This is a genomic window from Alteromonas sp. Mac1, from assembly GCF_001562125.1.
GTDB lineage: Bacteria > Pseudomonadota > Gammaproteobacteria > Enterobacterales > Alteromonadaceae > Alteromonas > Alteromonas stellipolaris.
The window spans coordinates 676,804-694,176 of record NZ_CP013932.1 but is presented as its reverse complement, the minus strand read 5'-3'; the positions used below and the strand labels follow the sequence as shown (position 1 = coordinate 694,176).

At 42.6% G+C, this 17,373-nt stretch carries 19 protein-coding genes; 9 read left to right on the top strand and 10 right to left on the bottom strand.

What is annotated here, in order from left to right; genetic code table 11:
- Nucleotides 1-318 precede the first annotated feature (318 nt).
- Entirely contained in the window at nt 319-2,469 is a 2,151-nt protein-coding gene (gene fadB, locus AV939_RS02995) for a fatty acid oxidation complex subunit alpha FadB (RefSeq protein WP_057794144.1), read from the top strand.
- Nucleotides 2,470-2,487: 18 nt separating this feature from the next.
- The gene (gene fadA, locus AV939_RS02990; RefSeq protein WP_057794146.1) at nt 2,488-3,651 is read left to right on the top strand and encodes an acetyl-CoA C-acyltransferase FadA; all 1,164 of its coding nucleotides are present in this window, start codon (nt 2,488-2,490) and stop codon (nt 3,649-3,651) included.
- Between the two features lie 86 nt (nt 3,652-3,737).
- Here fadA and AV939_RS02985 read toward each other — a convergent pair whose 3' ends face one another.
- The 8 genes from AV939_RS02985 to AV939_RS02950 all read right to left on the bottom strand — a co-directional run bounded on the left by AV939_RS02985 (nt 3,738) and on the right by AV939_RS02950 (nt 9,769).
- Nucleotides 3,738-4,706, bottom strand: a complete 969-nt coding sequence (locus AV939_RS02985) for an integron integrase (protein ID WP_057794148.1) — start codon at nt 4,704-4,706, stop codon at nt 3,738-3,740.
- A gap of 364 nt (nt 4,707-5,070) precedes the next feature.
- The gene (locus AV939_RS20150; protein ID WP_061997079.1) at nt 5,071-5,487 is read right to left on the bottom strand and encodes a hypothetical protein; all 417 of its coding nucleotides are present in this window, start codon (nt 5,485-5,487) and stop codon (nt 5,071-5,073) included.
- Between the two features lie 113 nt (nt 5,488-5,600).
- Complete coding sequence (locus AV939_RS02975) at nt 5,601-6,323, bottom strand: SIMPL domain-containing protein (protein ID WP_082746025.1); 723 nt, start codon at nt 6,321-6,323, stop codon at nt 5,601-5,603.
- Between the two features lie 133 nt (nt 6,324-6,456).
- On the bottom strand, nt 6,457-7,146 hold the full coding sequence (locus tag AV939_RS02970) for a hypothetical protein (protein WP_061997077.1): 690 nt from the start codon (nt 7,144-7,146) through the stop codon (nt 6,457-6,459).
- Between the two features lie 751 nt (nt 7,147-7,897).
- On the bottom strand, nt 7,898-8,140 hold the full coding sequence (locus tag AV939_RS20245; RefSeq protein WP_061997075.1) for a hypothetical protein: 243 nt from the start codon (nt 8,138-8,140) through the stop codon (nt 7,898-7,900).
- Nucleotides 8,141-8,265: 125 nt separating this feature from the next.
- Nucleotides 8,266-8,613, bottom strand: coding sequence for a hypothetical protein (locus tag AV939_RS02960; RefSeq protein WP_061997073.1), 348 nt, complete (start codon nt 8,611-8,613; stop codon nt 8,266-8,268).
- A gap of 114 nt (nt 8,614-8,727) precedes the next feature.
- Nucleotides 8,728-9,219, bottom strand: coding sequence for a hypothetical protein (locus tag AV939_RS02955; RefSeq protein WP_061997071.1), 492 nt, complete (start codon nt 9,217-9,219; stop codon nt 8,728-8,730).
- Between the two features lie 112 nt (nt 9,220-9,331).
- Nucleotides 9,332-9,769, bottom strand: a complete 438-nt coding sequence (locus AV939_RS02950) for a hypothetical protein (RefSeq protein ID WP_061997069.1) — start codon at nt 9,767-9,769, stop codon at nt 9,332-9,334.
- A gap of 841 nt (nt 9,770-10,610) precedes the next feature.
- Here AV939_RS02950 and AV939_RS02945 point away from each other — a divergent pair.
- The 3 genes from AV939_RS02945 to AV939_RS02935 are packed head-to-tail and all read left to right on the top strand — an operon-like array spanning nt 10,611 to nt 13,090.
- Complete coding sequence (locus AV939_RS02945; protein WP_057791366.1) at nt 10,611-11,561, top strand: SDR family oxidoreductase; 951 nt, start codon at nt 10,611-10,613, stop codon at nt 11,559-11,561.
- 36 nt (nt 11,562-11,597) lie between these two features.
- Complete coding sequence (locus AV939_RS02940; RefSeq protein WP_231751157.1) at nt 11,598-12,326, top strand: fibrobacter succinogenes major paralogous domain-containing protein; 729 nt, start codon at nt 11,598-11,600, stop codon at nt 12,324-12,326.
- A gap of 59 nt (nt 12,327-12,385) precedes the next feature.
- A complete protein-coding gene (locus tag AV939_RS02935) occupies nt 12,386-13,090 on the top strand; it encodes an alpha/beta fold hydrolase (RefSeq protein WP_231751156.1) in 705 nt (234 codons plus the stop codon).
- Nucleotides 13,091-13,157: 67 nt separating this feature from the next.
- Here AV939_RS02935 and AV939_RS02930 read toward each other — a convergent pair whose 3' ends face one another.
- A complete protein-coding gene (locus AV939_RS02930; RefSeq protein ID WP_061997067.1) occupies nt 13,158-14,279 on the bottom strand; it encodes a succinylglutamate desuccinylase/aspartoacylase domain-containing protein in 1,122 nt (373 codons plus the stop codon).
- A gap of 125 nt (nt 14,280-14,404) precedes the next feature.
- Nucleotides 14,405-15,250, bottom strand: a complete 846-nt coding sequence (locus AV939_RS02925; protein WP_061997065.1) for a HesA/MoeB/ThiF family protein — start codon at nt 15,248-15,250, stop codon at nt 14,405-14,407.
- A gap of 325 nt (nt 15,251-15,575) precedes the next feature.
- Between AV939_RS02925 and moaB the strand changes: the two genes are divergently transcribed.
- Genes moaB through AV939_RS02905 form a run of 4 tightly spaced genes read left to right on the top strand, consistent with a single transcriptional unit; the run spans nt 15,576 to nt 17,373 of the window.
- On the top strand, nt 15,576-16,079 hold the full coding sequence (gene moaB, locus AV939_RS02920; RefSeq protein WP_061997063.1) for a molybdenum cofactor biosynthesis protein B: 504 nt from the start codon (nt 15,576-15,578) through the stop codon (nt 16,077-16,079).
- On the top strand, nt 16,079-16,603 hold the full coding sequence (gene moaC, locus AV939_RS02915; RefSeq protein ID WP_057791377.1) for a cyclic pyranopterin monophosphate synthase MoaC: 525 nt from the start codon (nt 16,079-16,081) through the stop codon (nt 16,601-16,603). The genes moaB and moaC overlap by 1 nt, the downstream gene beginning before the upstream one ends.
- Nucleotides 16,604-16,624: 21 nt before the next feature.
- Nucleotides 16,625-16,897 carry a MoaD/ThiS family protein gene (locus tag AV939_RS02910; RefSeq protein ID WP_061997061.1) on the top strand — a complete coding sequence of 91 codons (273 nt, stop codon included), beginning with the start codon at nt 16,625-16,627 and terminating at the stop codon, nt 16,895-16,897.
- 2 nt (nt 16,898-16,899) lie between these two features.
- Nucleotides 16,900-17,373, top strand: coding sequence for a molybdenum cofactor biosynthesis protein MoaE (locus AV939_RS02905; RefSeq protein WP_057791380.1), 474 nt, complete (start codon nt 16,900-16,902; stop codon nt 17,371-17,373).

The window sequence follows — 17,373 nt, the reverse complement described above, 5'->3', positions numbered from 1 at the left end:
TTAGTTATACCTTACAAACATTAATGCCATGATTGTAGATTATTCTTATGCTGGATTGGCGCTTTGCGTCAATAGTGCCCATTATACAAGCACTATTATTGAAATCGAGCTTGATTTTCAATGAATGGCCACCATTTTTAACAATTGAAACACTCGTTTGAATTTTTCATTGATATTTTGTTTAAGTTTAGTTAAAAAGCTAGCCACCCTAATGCATTAGTGTTGTGGTACGACCAGAATGCATGATTGGTTTATACGCTTATAGCGAATGGTTAGATTGCTTCACTAATATCCCGGCCAACGCCGAAGGAGATGATAATGATATATACAGGCAAGAGTCTATCCGTCAGTCTGTTAGATGACGGTTTTGCTGAACTGGTATTTGATGCCGAAGGTTCAGTAAATAAGTTCGATCGCCAAACAGTGACCGAGCTTGATGAAGCAACCCAAGCACTGCTTAAAGAAAGCGGTGTTAAAGGCTTAGTAGTACGCAGCGCAAAATCTGCATTTATTGTAGGTGCTGATATCACCGAATTTACCGGCTTATTCGCGATGGATGAAGCCGAAGTACTAAACTGGGTAGCAAACACATCTCAAGTGTTTGACCGCTTCGAAGATTTGCCTTTCCCTACCGTGGCTGCCATTAACGGTTTCGCACTAGGTGGCGGCTGTGAAATGACACTAGCTTGTGACCTTCGCGTTGCAGACACAACAGCTTCTATTGGCCTACCAGAAGTTAAACTAGGCATAATGCCTGGCTTTGGTGGCACAGTACGTTTACCTCGTCTTATCGGTGCCGATAACGCACTAGAGTGGATGACTACAGGTAAAGATCGTAAGGGCGCAAAAGCCCTTGCCGAAGGTGCCGTTGACGCCGTAGTTGCCCCTGAGTCATTACGTGACAGTGCCCTTTCTATGCTGAAAGATGCAGTAGATGGTAAGTTTAAATGGGAAGCACGTCGTGCTCAGAAAAAAGCCCCTTTACAACTGAATAAAAACGAAGCCATGATGAGCTTCTCAACTGCGCAAGCTATGGTATTTGCCCAAGCAGGCAAACACTACCCCGCACCGCATAAAATGGTAGAAACCGTTCAAAAAGCCGCTGGCCTTGACCGCGACGGCGCACTTAAGCTTGAGAACGAAGGCTTTGTAGCCCTAACTAAAACCGATGCAGCGCAAGCGCAAATTGGTATTTTCCTAGCCGACCAGCTAGTTAAAAGCAAAGGCAAGAAACAAGCTAAAGCAGCCACTAAAGACGTAAAACTTAATGCCGTACTGGGTGCGGGTATTATGGGTGGTGGTATTGCGTATCAAAGTGCTGTTAAAGGCATGCCAGTGATAATGAAAGACATTAACACTGATGCACTAGACCTAGGCTTAAACGAAGCCGCCAACATTCTTGGTAAAGGTATGCAGCGCGGTAAAGTTGATGCCAAAACCATGGCAAAAACCCTTAACGCTATTACGCCTACCCTTGACTACAACACGCTTAAAGACGCCGATCTTGTTATTGAAGCGGTTGTTGAAAACCCGAAAGTAAAAGGCATCGTGCTTAAAGAAGTAGAAGACGTTGTGGCCGATGACGCTATCATTTGTTCTAACACCTCTACAATTTCAATTAACCAACTAGCGAAAAGCTTAGACAAGCCAGAACGCTTCTGTGGTATGCACTTCTTTAACCCAGTACACCGCATGCCATTGGTTGAAATCATTCGTGGTGAAAACACCTCGGAAGACACCATCAATGCCGTAGTGGCCACAACACTTCGCATGGGTAAAACCCCTATTGTAGTTAACGATTGCCCAGGGTTCCTAGTAAACCGTGTATTGTTCCCTTACTTTGCAGGCTTCAGTAAATTGCTAATAGATGGCGCTGATTTTGTTGCCGTTGATAAAGTAATGGAGAAACAATTCGGCTGGCCAATGGGCCCTGCTTACCTAATGGACGTTGTTGGTATTGATACCGGCGACCATGCTGCAGACGTTATGGCTGCGGGTATTCCAGAGCGTATGGCACGTATTGGCGACGACCCAGTAACCGTTCTTTATAAAGAAAAACGCTTAGGCCAGAAAAATGGCAAAGGCTTTTATAACTACGGTAAAGACAAGCGCGGCAAGCCTACCAAAGTGGCTGCTGAAGAAGCGTATAGCTTGCTTGCTCCTATTACTGCCGATACCAAAGACTTCGACGCGCAAGATATTATTGCACGCTTGATGATCCCTATGGCTAACGAAGCAATTCGTTGCTTAGAAGAAGGTATTGTAGGTACTGCAGCTGAAGCTGATATGGCCTTACTTTACGGTTTAGGCTTCCCTCCATTCCGCGGTGGTGTATTCCGCTGGATTGAAACAATGGGATTAGCGAACTTTGTCGAACTAGCCGACAAATACGCCAGTCTTGGCCCGATTTACCAAATCTCAGATGGCGTTCGCAAGATGGCCGCTGAAGGTAAATCTTACTTCGCTTAATTCCCAAGGAGACTAATAATGAAAGAAGTCGTAGTTATCGATTGTGTTCGTACCCCTATGGGACGCTCTAAAGCAGGTGTGTTTAGAAATGTTCGTGCAGAGACGATGTCTGCTGCACTAATGACCGCGTTACTTGAGCGCAACCCAGGTGTTGATCCAGCAGAAATTGAAGACATTATTTGGGGCTGTGTACAGCAAACCAAAGAACAAGGTTTCAACATTGCGCGTAATGCCCAGTTGCTAACCCAAATTCCACGTACCACAGGTGCAGTAACCGTTAACCGTTTATGCGGTTCTTCAATGCAAGCATTGCATGACGCTACTAGCGGTATTATGAGTGGCCGTGGCGATATATACATGATTGGTGGTGTTGAGCACATGGGCCATGTACCTATGAACTACAACATCGACTTTCACCCAGGCCTAGCTAAGTACACCGCAAAAGCTTCAGGCATGATGGGTATGACTGCCGAGCTACTTGGCCGTCAAAACGGTATTAGCCGTGAAATGCAAGACGCCTTTGGTGCACGTTCGCATCAGCTAGCACATAAAGCACATGTTGAAGGCCGCTGGGCCAACGAGATTGTGCCTATTGAAGGTCATGATGCTAACGGCACGCTTAAACTGATTGATTATGATGAAGTTATTCGCCCAGAAAGCACTGCTGAAAGTATGGCGCAACTTCGCCCTGTATTCGACCCAGTAAATGGAACCGTTACTGCGGGTACATCTTCAGCGTTGTCTGACGGTGCGTCTGCCATGTTGCTTATGTCTGCCGATAAAGCGAAAGCCCTTGGTTTAACACCTCGCGCTAAAATTCGTTCGATGGCAGTGGCTGGTTGTGATGCCGCTATTATGGGTTACGGCCCAGTACCTGCGACACAAAAAGCGCTTAAACGTGCTGGCCTTAGCATGGACGACATTCAACTTGCTGAGTTCAACGAAGCCTTTGCAGCCCAAGCACTATCGTGCATTAAGCAACTAGGTTGGATGGACAATCTTGATGACAAGATTAACCTTAACGGCGGCGCTATTTCACTAGGTCACCCACTAGGTTGTTCTGGTTCACGTATTTCAGGTACCTTGATTAACCTGATGGAATCGCAAGATGTAGAGCTAGGCCTAGCCACCATGTGTATTGGTTTAGGCCAAGGTATTGCTACTGTATTTGAACGTGTTTAATTAGTTATTCACGTTTTATTAAAAGGGCCTTCGGGCCCTTTTTTGTTGATTGGCTTTTGACCTTCAGTATTTTTTAGCAAAAAATACTATTTTAAAACACGGGAGAGAGGGCTAACTACCCCCTGCGCGCCCTGTTGCAACACATGAGTGTAAATTTGGGTGGTTTTCACATCAGAATGACCCAGCTGCGTTTGTACCGTACGAATGTCGGCCCCCGACTGTAAAAGATGAGTAGCAAACGAATGTCTCAAAGTATGCGGCGTAACCTTCTTTTTAAGCCCACATGCATTTGCTGTATTTCTTATCGCCTTTTGTATGCTTGATTCATCAATATGATGTCGACGCACTTTTTTACTTTCAGGGTCAATCGATAAACGCGAAGAGGGGAAAAGGTAATGCCAGCCTAACTCCTTAGGCGCATTTTGATATTTGACACGCAAACGATGTGGCAGATATACCCCTTGGTAACTAGGGTTATCTAAATCAGCAATGAGGTAAGTTTCAACCACACTTATTTGCCGAGTAAGCCCAGGCTTGAGCTCTGCTGCTAAGGTAACAACACGATGCTTTCCGCCCTTTCCATCCCAAATGCGAATAGCGTTGTAGTCGAAATCGATGTCTTTCACCCGTAACCGAACTGCTTCCATTAAACGTAAACCGCTGCCATACAGCAATGAAATAGGTAACTTTAAATGGGCAGGCAATTGGGCGAAAAGCGCGACCACTTCGTCTTGTGTTAGCACAACAGGTAACTTGGCTTGCCTGCGACTTGTAACGAAATCGAGACTCAAGGAAAGCGGTTTTTCTAGTACGTCACGATACAGAAATGCCAACGCATTCAGCGCACTGGCTTGCGTGGCTGGCGCAACATTCTTTTTATTCACTAAGTGAGATAAAAATAACTCTACTTCTTTGTCTCCCATATCGGCAGGATGCTTAGTATTGTGAAAGCGTATATAGCTAATAATCCACCCGCTATAAAGCTGGATAGAGCGCTTGGCATAACGGCGATTTCTCATGTGTTGAACCACCATTTGCATAAACATCGACTTCATTTTTATTTTTCACATCTCAACTGTAATTATATACAGCATTACGTTTTTTTTACGCTGCGTAAAATAAAAAGGAAATATTCCGTACTTAAGTACAGTGTTTTCAGATACAAAGTGTAGGATATTGATATAAGTTAACTTACATGCGAAAGTTAAAATATTATTTGGATGATATATGGAAACTTTCCGCCTTGCATAAAGGATTTTTTCCGTACATTAAATTGTTATGCATTACCGATAGAACTATAGGCAATCAAACGACAAGGGATGTTTAAAAGCGTGTTTTCACTCAAAGCTCAATCCGAGCGAAGCGACAGAGCCCACGTGTTACTGTCCTAGGGAGCTTGCGACCGACTTAATGTGCTTGTTAGGTGTTGTTTTGCAATAAAGTCGCTATTTGCTTTTTTTTTCGAACTTGATACCCAAAACAGAGAGATATTGATAGTCCGAATAAGAGACTAGCCAACCCTGTTTCAACCCACACCCTAGCATAGAAGCTATAGATAAAACCTGGAACTAAACCTGCAATAGCATAATAAAAAAGTCCATCGATTTTGAGCCATTTAAATAATTTATATATGGCAAGACCATAACTAAACGTAAAAACATATCCTATCGGAAGAGAGAGAAGAATAGCGTTAATTACGAAAATTCCGAAACCGCTAATATCAACGTTTCCGTTAACTAAATACGAATAGTAACCGGCCAAAAACGCGCCATAAAAGATTGCTACAGGAATAGAAATAAGTGGCGATAAAAATGCAATTTTAGATATATGCTTCACGAAACACCTAACTTTTAAATAAGGGGCGCAGGCATGTGGGGCATAATGGCGAAGCCGCCCCGCATGTATGCGTCCCAGCGAACGTAGTGAGTGACTTAATTTTTTTGTTATATTCACTTTACTTCAAGATCAAATACAACATCTACCGAGGCGGAAAATACGATATTTTCTTGAAGATATCGACCTGGTTCAAACTCTTCTGCTTCGATTCGTGACCCAGTGACTTCTATCCTCTCTATATTGTCATTAAAACCATATCTATTACGTTGATATTGGTTAGCAGAATTTATGCTATAGACTTTGCCTAATCTGGCATCAAATGCTGAGGCCATAGTTCGCCCTTTTCTTTTTGCATTCTCTACTGCATTTGCAAAAACTTCTTCTTTTAATGCTTCCTTACGAGAAGATTGAAACTCAATATTGTGAATTTCATTCACCTTTACCTCTAGTGCAAAGTTTAATAATTCGTTGAGATGTTTAATTTGATTGAGGGTTACTTTGATAGTGCGGCTCGCAATGTATCCGTCTAATACTTTCTTATCTTCCTCGGTATAATAATAGTTTGGACTTGTAACAATACTTGACGCACTAACATTCTTTTCATTAATCCCAAATCTATTTAACCCATTTAAAAAGTCATTAATTCTCTCATCAACATCTTTCTTAGCCGCTAAGCTTGAATCATTTTTTGATTCTGTTTCAAAAGTGAGTACCGCCAGATCTGGCGCGGCACTTATTTGAGCTTCACCTTCTACAACAATATGCCTGTCATTTGGTACGCTTGCAAAAAGACTAAAAGGGTAAATAAGAATTAGGATTATAGGTAAAAACTTCATGTGACCTCCTTGTGAATATAACGCCTCAACTTTGGGGCACAAATATATGGGCTAAAATTACGAGCGAAGCGAGGGTGCCCATGTATTTGTGTCCCAGCGAACGCAGTGAGTGACAACAGTTGTTTGTTAGCCGTCATATCTCATTCAGCTCTAGCTTCATCTGCTCCTTTAAAGCATTATGACATTTTTGTACGTCCTGCCCGAATATGGTCGCTTTTTCCTGATACGGAGTGATCAAAGTTTGATCTGCCCAGAACTCTTGCGTTGACATAAATCTAAGCATTTCGGTAGAAGCGTCGGTTGCATTCTTTACCGCAATTTCTAGCTTATCCAGTAACGTGTCAACTTCCTTCGAAGCTATCAACCGAATACTATTTTGCTCAGTTTTAACTTTAAGATGTTCCTCGTTTAACTCAAATACAAGCGATTGAACGTCTTGATTATATTTAACAATTGCTTTATTTTTGACTGTTTCATCATCTTGTAAACAAGCAGTTAAAAATTCAGTCATAATTGGCTGAAACCTCTCTACAAAGATTGAATTACACTTTCCGTGGAACTCATCAAGTAGAGAAAAGTATTTTGAGAATTGAAGCCTTTTATCCTCATATTGATATTTTCTCTTTTCAATATCTAAAGAGTGCTGTTTTTTAATTTTTTCTGTTTCGGCGCGATACTTTGCAACAATCTTCTGTTTGTCTTCTTCAAGCTGGCGATTATCTTCAATTAGTGCTCGGTTTTTACCCTTAACCTTTAAATACGCGGTTAAGTATATCGAAAGAGCACCTAGGGCAAACCAAAAAATATTAAATAACACATCCATGCTCGATATAAACTCCATGACGGCTAACACTAAGCTAAGGGGCAAATGTACAATGCGATAATCGCGAAGCCGCATTGTATATTTGTCCCAGCAGCCCGCGCAGCGGGCTGAGACTTAAGCGTTTTGTTAGGCGTGCAACTGAACGCACGCGGCACTGCCGCTACTACTTGCCAAACAAACCGCTGATTTAAAATTGATAAAACCACGATAAAACAACCTCGTACGAAATGCTAGATGTAACAAGGTTGCTGAAATAGAAACACGAGCTGATACAACTGATAAAGCAAGTGGAGCAACGAAATTCAAAACGACCTAGTGAAACAACCTTTTGGCTGAAATGTCACGAACGAACTGACGAAAAGATTTTGTAGGGAACAACCGCCTAACTTTAAGCTAAGGGGCGCAGATACGTGGGGCATAATTGGCGAAGCCGCCCCGCGTATAGGCGTCCCAGCGACCGAAGGGAGAGGCTTAAGCGCTTTGTTAGAAGCAGAGCCTTTTCCTTTGGACTTATTAAAAACTAATAAAGCCAGCATACGATTGATTGTTAAAGCAAACAAGCAAAATGCCAATGCAGTGATGTAGGTGATTTAGCTGAAGCAAGCCGCTAACTTTTCAATAACGGGCGCAGACATGTGGGGCATAATGGCGAAGCCGCCCCGCGTGTATGCGTCCCAGCGAACGAAGTGAGTGTGTTGATTGGGTTGTTATATTTCAATGTTGAAAAAACCTTGGTCATAGTACGTAAAAACTACTGTCGATGTAGCGTGAAAAGAGAGGTTTTTCCATTGGAAAGTGCTTTTGCTCTCGTTACTTTAAAATAGCCTAATGCAACATTGTTTTGACTTAAAGCATGTCTTGGGACACTTTTTTGAGGAAATACATGGTTGCTATCACAGTTGTTTAATTCAATCTCAACTAACTCCTCATAGAAGCGCAAAGATATAGGTTGGATTTCAGTGCCATCTACTTCTAGTAACTTACTACCTTCCATTGTTCAATTTCCTTCTGAAATATAACGCCCATTTAAGGGGCTGATAATAGTTTGCTAAAAAGTGTAGCGAAGCGGAACCGAGCAAACTGTTAGCAGTCCCGCTTTAAATTCTTGTTAGGTAGCTTTTACACCAATTTTTCAAATGCTACCTGTGCAGCCTCAACTACTTTTTGCCATTGAGGGTTTTTTAATAATTCATCAATTTGTAGGTCTTGGCTATCAATGTTTTGATCAAAGAGTTGGGTGAACTCCCAGAGAATAAACTTCTCACTTTCGTTAAAACTCTGAGAAATTAACCCCGTTCCCTTTGGCAGAGATTCCATTACTAGATCATCAAACCACCAACAAGCGAATTCACTTTTATAGTCGATATATTCAACTTTAGAAGCAAACTCTTCTTGTTCCGTAGGAGATGATAAGAATTTTAATATTTCTAGACACGAATCCCTGAATTTTATCGCCGTACTATCCATAGCTACCTAACACCCCACTAAGGGGCGATAATACATGGGCTAAAATTAGGAACGAAGTGACGCAGCCCATGTGTTAGCGTCCCAGCGAGCAGAGCGAGTGCCTTTAGTGTTTTGTTATGCGATTTTTAATAACAACCTCGTTCTTTCGATATTGGATATTTTGGAATTCCCATCTAAGGATTCTTGAAGTGACGTTTTTTCCTGTGCGTCTAGTACTGATTCTGAACTCAGTAATGTCGCTAAGCTACCAAGAGTTGCATACCACTCTTCTGAAAATGTTGAGATAAACTGAGACATTGCAGAAGCACAATTTTCTACAGAGTTTGAGGCTTCCGTGTATTCAAATTTGGTAGTGGCGCTAAGTTCCCGCTCGATTGGACCAAACAACCCAATAAATTCCAATTCAGAATTTAACGGTCTAACACACGTGTGCAGTCTAAAGCACGGGCCAAATGTGAACTTGTGTATATGAATGAACTGAACCAAATATTCTTGCTCTCTAACCCAAAACGTTGGTTTTGTTCGAACAAAACCAAGTGGCTTGATTTGGTTAGTTAGTCTTCTTAAGACCTTATCTGCATTGGAACGTTCTAATTTTTTATCCATGTTCCACCAATCGCATAACTTTTAAATAAGGGGCGCAGGCGCGTGGGCTAAAATGCGAAGCAGCCCACGTGTATGCGTCCCAGCGAACGAAGTGAGTGACTTAATTTTTTTGTTATGTGCCAATTTGCTTTGACAAGAAACGTGTCATTCTCAGACGTTCCGGTTCATAGTATTCTTCACGTTTTTCCATATGGATAGTCGGCCCACAAGAGCCCACAAAAAGTCCATTTTCATCAGGAATGGCAAAAACAACATACTTAACTTTTTCCTCGAATGGAAAACCACATGCAGCAGAATCCACTCTTGTTGTAACCTTAATTTTTTCAGCTGTCATACCTTTATAGCTATGATCTACGACTAAAGTGACAGCTTTCAACTTTGAGTACTCAAACCAGCCATCTTCTTTCACTTTTATGGTGTCGACCGATTCGACAACACCAGAGAAAACAACGGGATAATCTTCAAAGGCTTCTTCAATGTCGTAACCCATGCAACTACAAGCTAAAGAATTGAAAGAGATTAAAGAAAACAAAAAGGCCAAAATTTTCACTCACACTCTCCTTGGCACATAACTTTCCAATAACGGGCGCAGACATGTGGGGCATAATGGCGAAGCCGCCCCGCGTGTATGCGTCCCAGCGAACGCAGTGAGTGGGTTAATTGGGTTGTTATAAGTCATTTTTAAAAACAACCTTCCTAGATTACACAAGTAAAAGCAAAATTTTAGTTATAGCTACGACAATAAAAAGAACTGTAAGCGAAACCACTACAGCGGTATGTTTTGTTTTTAACCAAATGACACTTGGTGATTTTCTAGATATAGAAAAAAGGCCATTGATGTGAGCAGTGGCTAAACAGCATATGACCACGACAAGGATTGTGTTAAAAAGCTCTGACATCAAAAGTTATTCCATTGACTTATAACAATTTAGTGTACGGAAAAAATCCTTTATGCAAGGTGGAAAATTTCCATATTTCATTGATTTATTGTCCCAGTCTATTTTTTAAGCTTATGATTAGCAAGTCATTATTAATAAACCCTAAACCACACCCAGAGAAAGACGGAAAAATTCCGTAATAGATCGAGTCTATGCAACTGAATCTTTGGCTGTATAAAAAAACAGTGCTTATGCAAAATTATTTTAGTTTGATAAATACTAAATTACCGCAGGAGTAATTGACTTGCTATAGGTTAGAGTAAATAGACTAAATATAAGCATATTGATACAAATAGGCATTTTTTAGCGACTATTGCGCCTGCTAAATGTTGTTTCCAAATACTATAATGCATTGCTAAGAGTAGTTTTAACCCTAAGCGCGTCACCAATCTTTTAATAGAGCTTACCTCAGGCTAGGCGGTGACTGCGTAATCAACATTGGCAGGTAATTTTATGGCGATTAACAACCAATTTGGCCCTAAAGGCTGGACTCCCGAGCGTTTAGGTTCTCTTACGGGGAAAACGTTTCTCATCACTGGCGCAAATACCGGTGCAGGGTTTCAGGCTACGCGAATCTTGCTATCGAAAGGGGCTAATGTGGTAATGCTAAACCGAAACCCTAGCAAATCGGAAGCTGCAATGGCCCAGCTAAAAAGTGAATTTGGTGATGAAGCTAAAGTTAGTTTTATACAATTAGATTTAGCGGAGTTGGCGTCAGTAAGGCGCGCATCGAAAGAAATATTAGAAAAGGTGCCTAAAATCGATGCACTTGTGTGCAATGGCGCAATTGCTCAAATCGCCACGCAACAGCTTACTGTCGACGGGTTTGAAAGTCAGTTAGGGGTGAATCATTACGGTCACTTTTTATTATGTGGTTTGCTCTTTGAAAGAATTGAAGCGTCAGAAGGCAGAATTGTAGTGGTGTCTAGTGAAGGCCATAAAATGGGTTTAAAAGCCATTCAATTCGATGACATGAATTGGGACAAAAACTACCATCCAAATAAAGTGTATAGCCAAAGTAAGCTAGCTCAAATGATGTTTGCCTATGAACTGCAAGACAAAATCAAAGCGGCTGGGAAGAATGTGAAAGTATACGTTTGCCACCCTGGGGCTTCTAATACATCTCTTATCAGGGAAAGCGCGAGTTTTATGACGCGGATCTCCTGGGCATTTATGGTTAAAATCGGCTTAGCGCAAACCGCTGAAAAAGGCGCTTATCCAGAGGTAATGTGTGCAACCGAAGAAAACTTAAAAGAGCGTGCTTATTATGGGCCAACCGGCATCATGAATTTTGGTGGCCCGGTAGGAGAGGGTAAGCTTGAATCATTTGTTTTGCAAAAAGACGCGTTAACTCGATTGTGGGCGCTTTCTGAAAAAGAAACCGCTATTGATTGGCCGCTTTAATTTAACAAGTAACGCGCTTTGTGTTTAGGCTAAAAGATGAAAAGGTTAATTTTGGGTGTGGGTATCAGTATGTTAATTACAATGAATTCATCGGCTAACGATAGTAGTAAGTTAGCCGATACTCAGCAAGCTATTCAAAGCTCGGAACAAAGTTCTGATCAAGGCTCAATACAAGATGTTGAGGGCAACGTTTATCGTACAGTTAACATTGGCAATAGAGTATGGTTGGCTGAAAATTTAAGGTCGACCAAATTTCAGGATGGCACTGCGGTAAATACGGGCTTCATTCCTGATGATAACGACAAAAACCTTTCAGGCTATGGCAGGCTTTATGATTGGAATGATGTTTCTGACTCCCGAAATATTTGCCCTGAGGGGTGGCGAGTTGCATCAGATGAAGACTGGAAAGCGTTGGAGTCTGCTATTGGTATTGCCGAATCTGATCTGGATAAAGAAGGGTGGAGAGGCGAAAACGACGTTGCTATTACACTTAAAGCCGCACAACCAAATACATTGTTTAAGCGTTTTGACCAGTCCCAAGTAAATAAGCATAAATTTTCTGCCACGCCAGCGGGTGTGAAGTTGGGTAATTGGTATATTACCCAAGGCATGTATACTGAGTTTTGGACAAGCAGCAATGCCACTGAAAAAGAGGCTTTTGCTAGAACACTGGCATATTCGTGGTGGAACTCTCATAAAGGAGAAATTCGCCGCGCCAAACTCAAAAAGAGTTATATGTTCTCGGTTAGGTGCGTAAAAATTTAGGTTGAATGATGTTCCTCTTAACGACTACAAAATCCGTTGCTGTAACGGTTTTAATGCTAATGCTTTTTCATACTGCGGGTTGTGCTAACTCTGAAGCAAAGTCGCTTAACTACCAAGTGGATGATGAGCTTGTGGTGCTAGCCCATGGATTAGGGCGAAGCGATTGGGCGATGTGGCGTTTTGCCCAGCGCTTGGAACACGCAAACTATAAAGTATGCCGATTAGACTACGCTACCATCGGGGTCAGTGTGGCGTCGGTATTAGATGAAACAACCAGCCAAATCGATGCGTGCTTACAAAACGCCCCCAAGGTACATTTTGTAGGGCACTCCCTTGGTGGTTTAGTCATTAGGGCGTATCTGCAAAACCACGAAGAAGCATTAGAAGCCGTGAACGTGGGTGAGGTAGTACTAATCGGTACGCCAAACAAAGGCAGTGAGCTGGCCGACTATTATAGTGATTCTTGGTTGATGAACCTAGGTGGGGGAATTAGTCGCGCGTTGGTAACAGGCAGTAGAAGCCTGGGCAATAACCTTGATGCAATAGATTTCAATATAGGCGTTATTGCTGGCACAAAACCATTAGGTTTAACGAACGACAGGTTCAAGGGGCCAAATGACGGTTTGGTATCAGTAGAATCTACCAAGTTGGAAGGCATGAGTGATTTTATCACCATCGAGGTTGGCCATGCTCAAATGCGATATAGCGAAGAAGTGGCAAATCAAACTATACATTTTTTACAGAATGGCGCATTTGAGCACTAATACGAAGACATTAGTGCTCCTATATAATCTTGCGCAATCTCGCAAGCAACCACGCGAATTACCTTAGCTAGGTGAGCTTTTCGTAATTAGTAAATACTTTATACAGCTGTGTGCCACTTAGTACCGATGCCGACGGAAAGTGCAAAATAGGTATTAAATCGCATGGGGCATTCAATAAACGGCTGCCATTATCGTTATCAAGCTCGTCGATATTTAGAATTTTAGCTAGGGGCTCACCCGCCTTAATAGTTTCCCCTGGTTTTGCCATGTATTCCACCATACCGCCCCAGTCAGTAAACAGGGTTTTATAGTCTTTCAGCATTACCCCTAACCGAGTCATATGGTCAGGCTTAACATCACAATTATGCAGTGCGCCTTTTGCGTTTAAGTAACTGAGTATACTTAGCGCATCCACATCGCCTTCGGTGAAATTAATCACCTCTTGGCTACCCATTTCAAGCGTAAAAGCTTCAACGTTAAATTCAATACTTCGCTGCAGGTTTGCTTCAATACATTCTTGTAGCGTCCACCATGGGCAAAAAGTCGCTTCGTCTAATGCGCCAGCGAAAACGTTGGGAATAAAAATGCAGTGGGGAATATTGAATAGGCTAGCGCTGGGCTTAGCATACTCAGGCACATAAATATGGCGTGTGGAAACAGGGCCGTTATGTAAATCCAGTACAAAATCAGCGTTCACCGCTAATTGCTGTAATTTTAAGTTAAGTTGCTGCGCTAAGCCTAAACCCCAAGGTGTGGCAAGTTTAGTATCAATGGCGCTTGATAAAAACGTTCTGAAACGTTGCTTTATGCCTTGTACCGACTCTTCTGGAGTAACGGTATTAGCAAATTGCTCTACACTGCCTTTATCGAAATGATAGCCTCGGTTCCAATTAGTGCCGTTTACAGGGTCGAAGCGGCCCATGGTGTACTCACCGGCTTTTATATTAGTGCCCACAGGGTTGCAATTGGGTACCAAGATAATTTCACCACAAATATCCATGTCTTTTAAGCGTTGGATAAGGTGGTATATCACTACGTTACCTTGCACCTCGGCGCCATGTATCGAGCTTTGAATGTATACGGTGGGGCCGGGTCTTGCGCCACGCATTCGGTAAATAGGTACATTCATATTTCTGCCAGAGGCGTTTTGCGCCACGACAATATGCTGTTTAACAACCTTAGTTGTCATAACTCTCTCTTTTTAGTTCGTTGTTATTCATGTCGTTGTAAGTTAATGATGCTTTCGCAAGTACTTGCGTAACACACTTGGGTGATGGACGTGCGCTAGCTTTGATTGTTATCAGCATTTTTGTGCTATTTGTTGCAAACATCACACTGCATAGTATTTGGTAAGGTCCATTGTTGCCACTCATGTTGTAAGCCGTCGAAGGTTAACAAGGTATTCAGCGGCACTGAACCAACTCTCATTAGTACTTGCATGGCAAGCAGGGCTTGGTAAGTGCCTACAATATTCACGATGGGCGAAAAAATGCCTGCTTCTGTACAGCTTAATTCAGGAGCGCTAAATAACCTGCGTAAACAGGCATAGCATTGGCTCTCGCCAGGTTTGGCTACAAATAATTGACCTTCAAAGCGAATGGCCGCACCGGAAATTAAAGGTACGCCGTGTTTATAACATAAGTAGTTTATGAGGTCGCGGCTTTGCGTATTATCGGTACAATCCAGCACAATGTCGTGCTCGCTAAACAGTTTGTGGTTGTTTATTTCAGCTTTCTCTATTCCTGAAGAATCTGTCTGAGAGGCATCTACCTCTGCGCTGTCTACCCCAGAGCGGTCTATAGAAGTATATGGCGTATTATCTGGTTGCAAACTCGCTTCAATACCTACAATGTCACAATCGCTATTTATTTGCGCCAGCCTAGCTTTAGCCGCCATTACTTTAGACTGCCCAATTTGGCTTTCATCGAACAAGGTTTGGCGGGGAAGATTGGTGTGTTCAACAATATCGTTGTCTATGAGTGTGATTTTGCCCACACCACTGCCACATAAGCTTGTAGCCGCCGCATTACCTAAACCACCTACTCCAATTAGTAGAACGCGTGACGCCGCCAACAATTCCTGCCCATCTATATCAACTTGAGGCAGCACAATTTGACGGTTGTATCGCATTACCTGCTTAGTAGATAGCGGGGTTTTCATTTACGCAGTACCCTTATAGATGAATTGGTGTTGTTCACGTTGTGTTTTAAGCCTTACCACTACTTTAATTTATAATGGTACATGGCAATGCGTCATACGACCAACACACAACAATTTTCAGATTAGGCGCTGCATTTTACAAATTAAGCTTTTAAAATCGACGTCTTTGCAAAGACGCGGCGCCTGACTAAAAAACCGAAGCGCCGCTAGTGCAGTATATGTTGCCGCATACATCAATGTGGTAAGCTGAACGTAACATGATGTATTAATTAGGCGTACTTTATCAAAGCCTGAATAAATGTCGCATATCAATTTAGGATTTCTTATGTCTGTAGTTAGTCAGCCGCTAAATTTGGCGGTACTTACCATTTCTGACACCCGCACACTTGAAAACGATAAGTCAGGGGATTATTTAACTGGCGCATTAGAAACTGCGGGGCATAACTTAGGCGACAGAGCCTTAGTAAAAGATGATATCTATCAGCAACGCGCTATAGTGTCAGCGTGGATAGCAAACCCCGACATTCACGGTATATTAATTACCGGTGGCACCGGCTTTACTCATAGAGACTCAACGCCAGAAGCTATCAGTGTTTTATTCGATAAACAGGTTGATGGTTTCGGTGAATTGTTTCGCCAAGTAAGCTACGAAGAAATTGGTACTTCTACCATTCAGTCTCGCGCTATTGCAGGTTTTGCCAATAACACCGTCATCTTTTGCTTACCGGGTTCTACAGGTGCCTGTAAAACCGGTTGGGAAAAAATTATTGCCAGCCAGTTAGATGTCGACTTCAAACCCTGTAATTTCGTTAAACACTTGGTGTCGTAATGGCCACATTTAGTCATTTAAACGCGGGCGGCGAAGCTAACATGGTGGATGTTAGTGATAAAGCGGTTACCGTCAGAGAAGCCACTGCTCAAGGCTATTTATATGCTAGCCCAGAGGTTATCAGCCAAATAAGCAATGCCACTATTGCTAAAGGCGATGTATTTGCCGTTGCGCGTATTGCAGGTATTCAGGGGGCAAAGCGATGCGCCGATCTTATTCCTTTGTGCCATCCTCTAGCGCTCTCGAAAGTCGATGTTAACTTTGCCATTGAGCCGGAAAATAACCGTATAAAAACCACTTGTTTTTGCAAGCTAAGTGGAAAGACGGGGGTGGAAATGGAAGCCCTTACCGGTGTAAATGTGGCTTTGCTTACCTTATTTGATATGTGTAAGGCTATCGATCCTGGTATGCGCTTAGAGGGCATTCAAGTGCTCGATAAAAAAGGCGGTAAAACGGGGCATTGGCAACGTATCGATGAACCAGCTAGTAGCCATATAAAAGACAAGAACCCATTAGGTGAGTAATTTACCTTCATAGGAATCAACATGAATGTAACCGTGAAAACCTTTGCGCAATTACGTGAAATTACCCAAGAAGGTAGCTTCACCCTAACGCTGCCTGATAGTACCGTTACTATGGGTGACGTTATTACCTTGCTAAAAAGCCGAAGTGAAAAATGGGCGCAAGCTCTTGGTGCCAGTGCTGGTAGCGAAAATGGCAGTGTATTAATGGCGCGAAACCAGCAACTGTGCGACATACAAACTCATGTGCAACCAGGTGACGAACTTGCCTTTTTCCCACCAGTAACAGGGGGATAATCATGTTCGCATTAATTGGCGACGCCGACTTCGATCAACAATGGTTATACAATCGCTTACGCCAAGAAGCTAGCCAAAAAGCGAAAGGCAATGTAGGCGCTATTGTTACTTTTACCGGCTTGGTACGAGACAACAATGTCGATGGCAATATTTTAGGCATTGAGCTTGAGCATTACCCTGGCATGACAGAGCAAGCCTTAACCGACTTAGTGCAACAAGCCATCACTCGATTTTCGCTAACCTCGGCAGGCGCGGTTCACCGTGTCGGCCGATTATATAACGACGAGCAAATAGTCTGGGTGGGCACTGCCGCACCCCATCGCGCCGCGGCCTTTGAAGGCGCTAACTTTTTAATGGATATGCTTAAGCAATCTGTCCCCTTGTGGAAAAAAGAATTTACCCGAGATGATTCTCGTTGGGTTGAGGTAAAAGCCTCAGACGACAAGGCCGCTTTGGCTTGGTTGCGAGAAAAATAG

Excerpts from the sequence above, each read along its gene's own strand:
- AV939_RS02925 (WP_061997065.1), bottom strand. The coding sequence starts at position 15,250 with ATGAAAACCCCGCTATCTACTAAGCAGGTAATGCGATACAACCGTCAA.
- AV939_RS02905 (WP_057791380.1), top strand. The coding sequence starts at position 16,900 with ATGTTCGCATTAATTGGCGACGCCGACTTCGATCAACAATGGTTATAC.
- AV939_RS02910 (WP_061997061.1), top strand. The coding sequence starts at position 16,625 with ATGAATGTAACCGTGAAAACCTTTGCGCAATTACGTGAAATTACCCAA.
- AV939_RS20245 (WP_061997075.1), bottom strand. The coding sequence starts at position 8,140 with ATGGAAGGTAGTAAGTTACTAGAAGTAGATGGCACTGAAATCCAACCT.
- AV939_RS02975 (WP_082746025.1), bottom strand. The coding sequence starts at position 6,323 with ATGAAGTTTTTACCTATAATCCTAATTCTTATTTACCCTTTTAGTCTT.
- fadB (WP_057794144.1), top strand. The coding sequence starts at position 319 with ATGATATATACAGGCAAGAGTCTATCCGTCAGTCTGTTAGATGACGGT.
- AV939_RS02985 (WP_057794148.1), bottom strand. The coding sequence starts at position 4,706 with ATGAAGTCGATGTTTATGCAAATGGTGGTTCAACACATGAGAAATCGC.
- AV939_RS02960 (WP_061997073.1), bottom strand. The coding sequence starts at position 8,613 with ATGGATAGTACGGCGATAAAATTCAGGGATTCGTGTCTAGAAATATTA.
- AV939_RS02955 (WP_061997071.1), bottom strand. The coding sequence starts at position 9,219 with ATGGATAAAAAATTAGAACGTTCCAATGCAGATAAGGTCTTAAGAAGA.
- AV939_RS02970 (WP_061997077.1), bottom strand. The coding sequence starts at position 7,146 with ATGGATGTGTTATTTAATATTTTTTGGTTTGCCCTAGGTGCTCTTTCG.
- AV939_RS02935 (WP_231751156.1), top strand. The coding sequence starts at position 12,386 with ATGCTTTTTCATACTGCGGGTTGTGCTAACTCTGAAGCAAAGTCGCTT.
- AV939_RS02945 (WP_057791366.1), top strand. The coding sequence starts at position 10,611 with ATGGCGATTAACAACCAATTTGGCCCTAAAGGCTGGACTCCCGAGCGT.
- moaC (WP_057791377.1), top strand. The coding sequence starts at position 16,079 with ATGGCCACATTTAGTCATTTAAACGCGGGCGGCGAAGCTAACATGGTG.
- moaB (WP_061997063.1), top strand. The coding sequence starts at position 15,576 with ATGTCTGTAGTTAGTCAGCCGCTAAATTTGGCGGTACTTACCATTTCT.
- AV939_RS02930 (WP_061997067.1), bottom strand. The coding sequence starts at position 14,279 with ATGACAACTAAGGTTGTTAAACAGCATATTGTCGTGGCGCAAAACGCC.
- fadA (WP_057794146.1), top strand. The coding sequence starts at position 2,488 with ATGAAAGAAGTCGTAGTTATCGATTGTGTTCGTACCCCTATGGGACGC.
- AV939_RS02940 (WP_231751157.1), top strand. The coding sequence starts at position 11,598 with ATGAAAAGGTTAATTTTGGGTGTGGGTATCAGTATGTTAATTACAATG.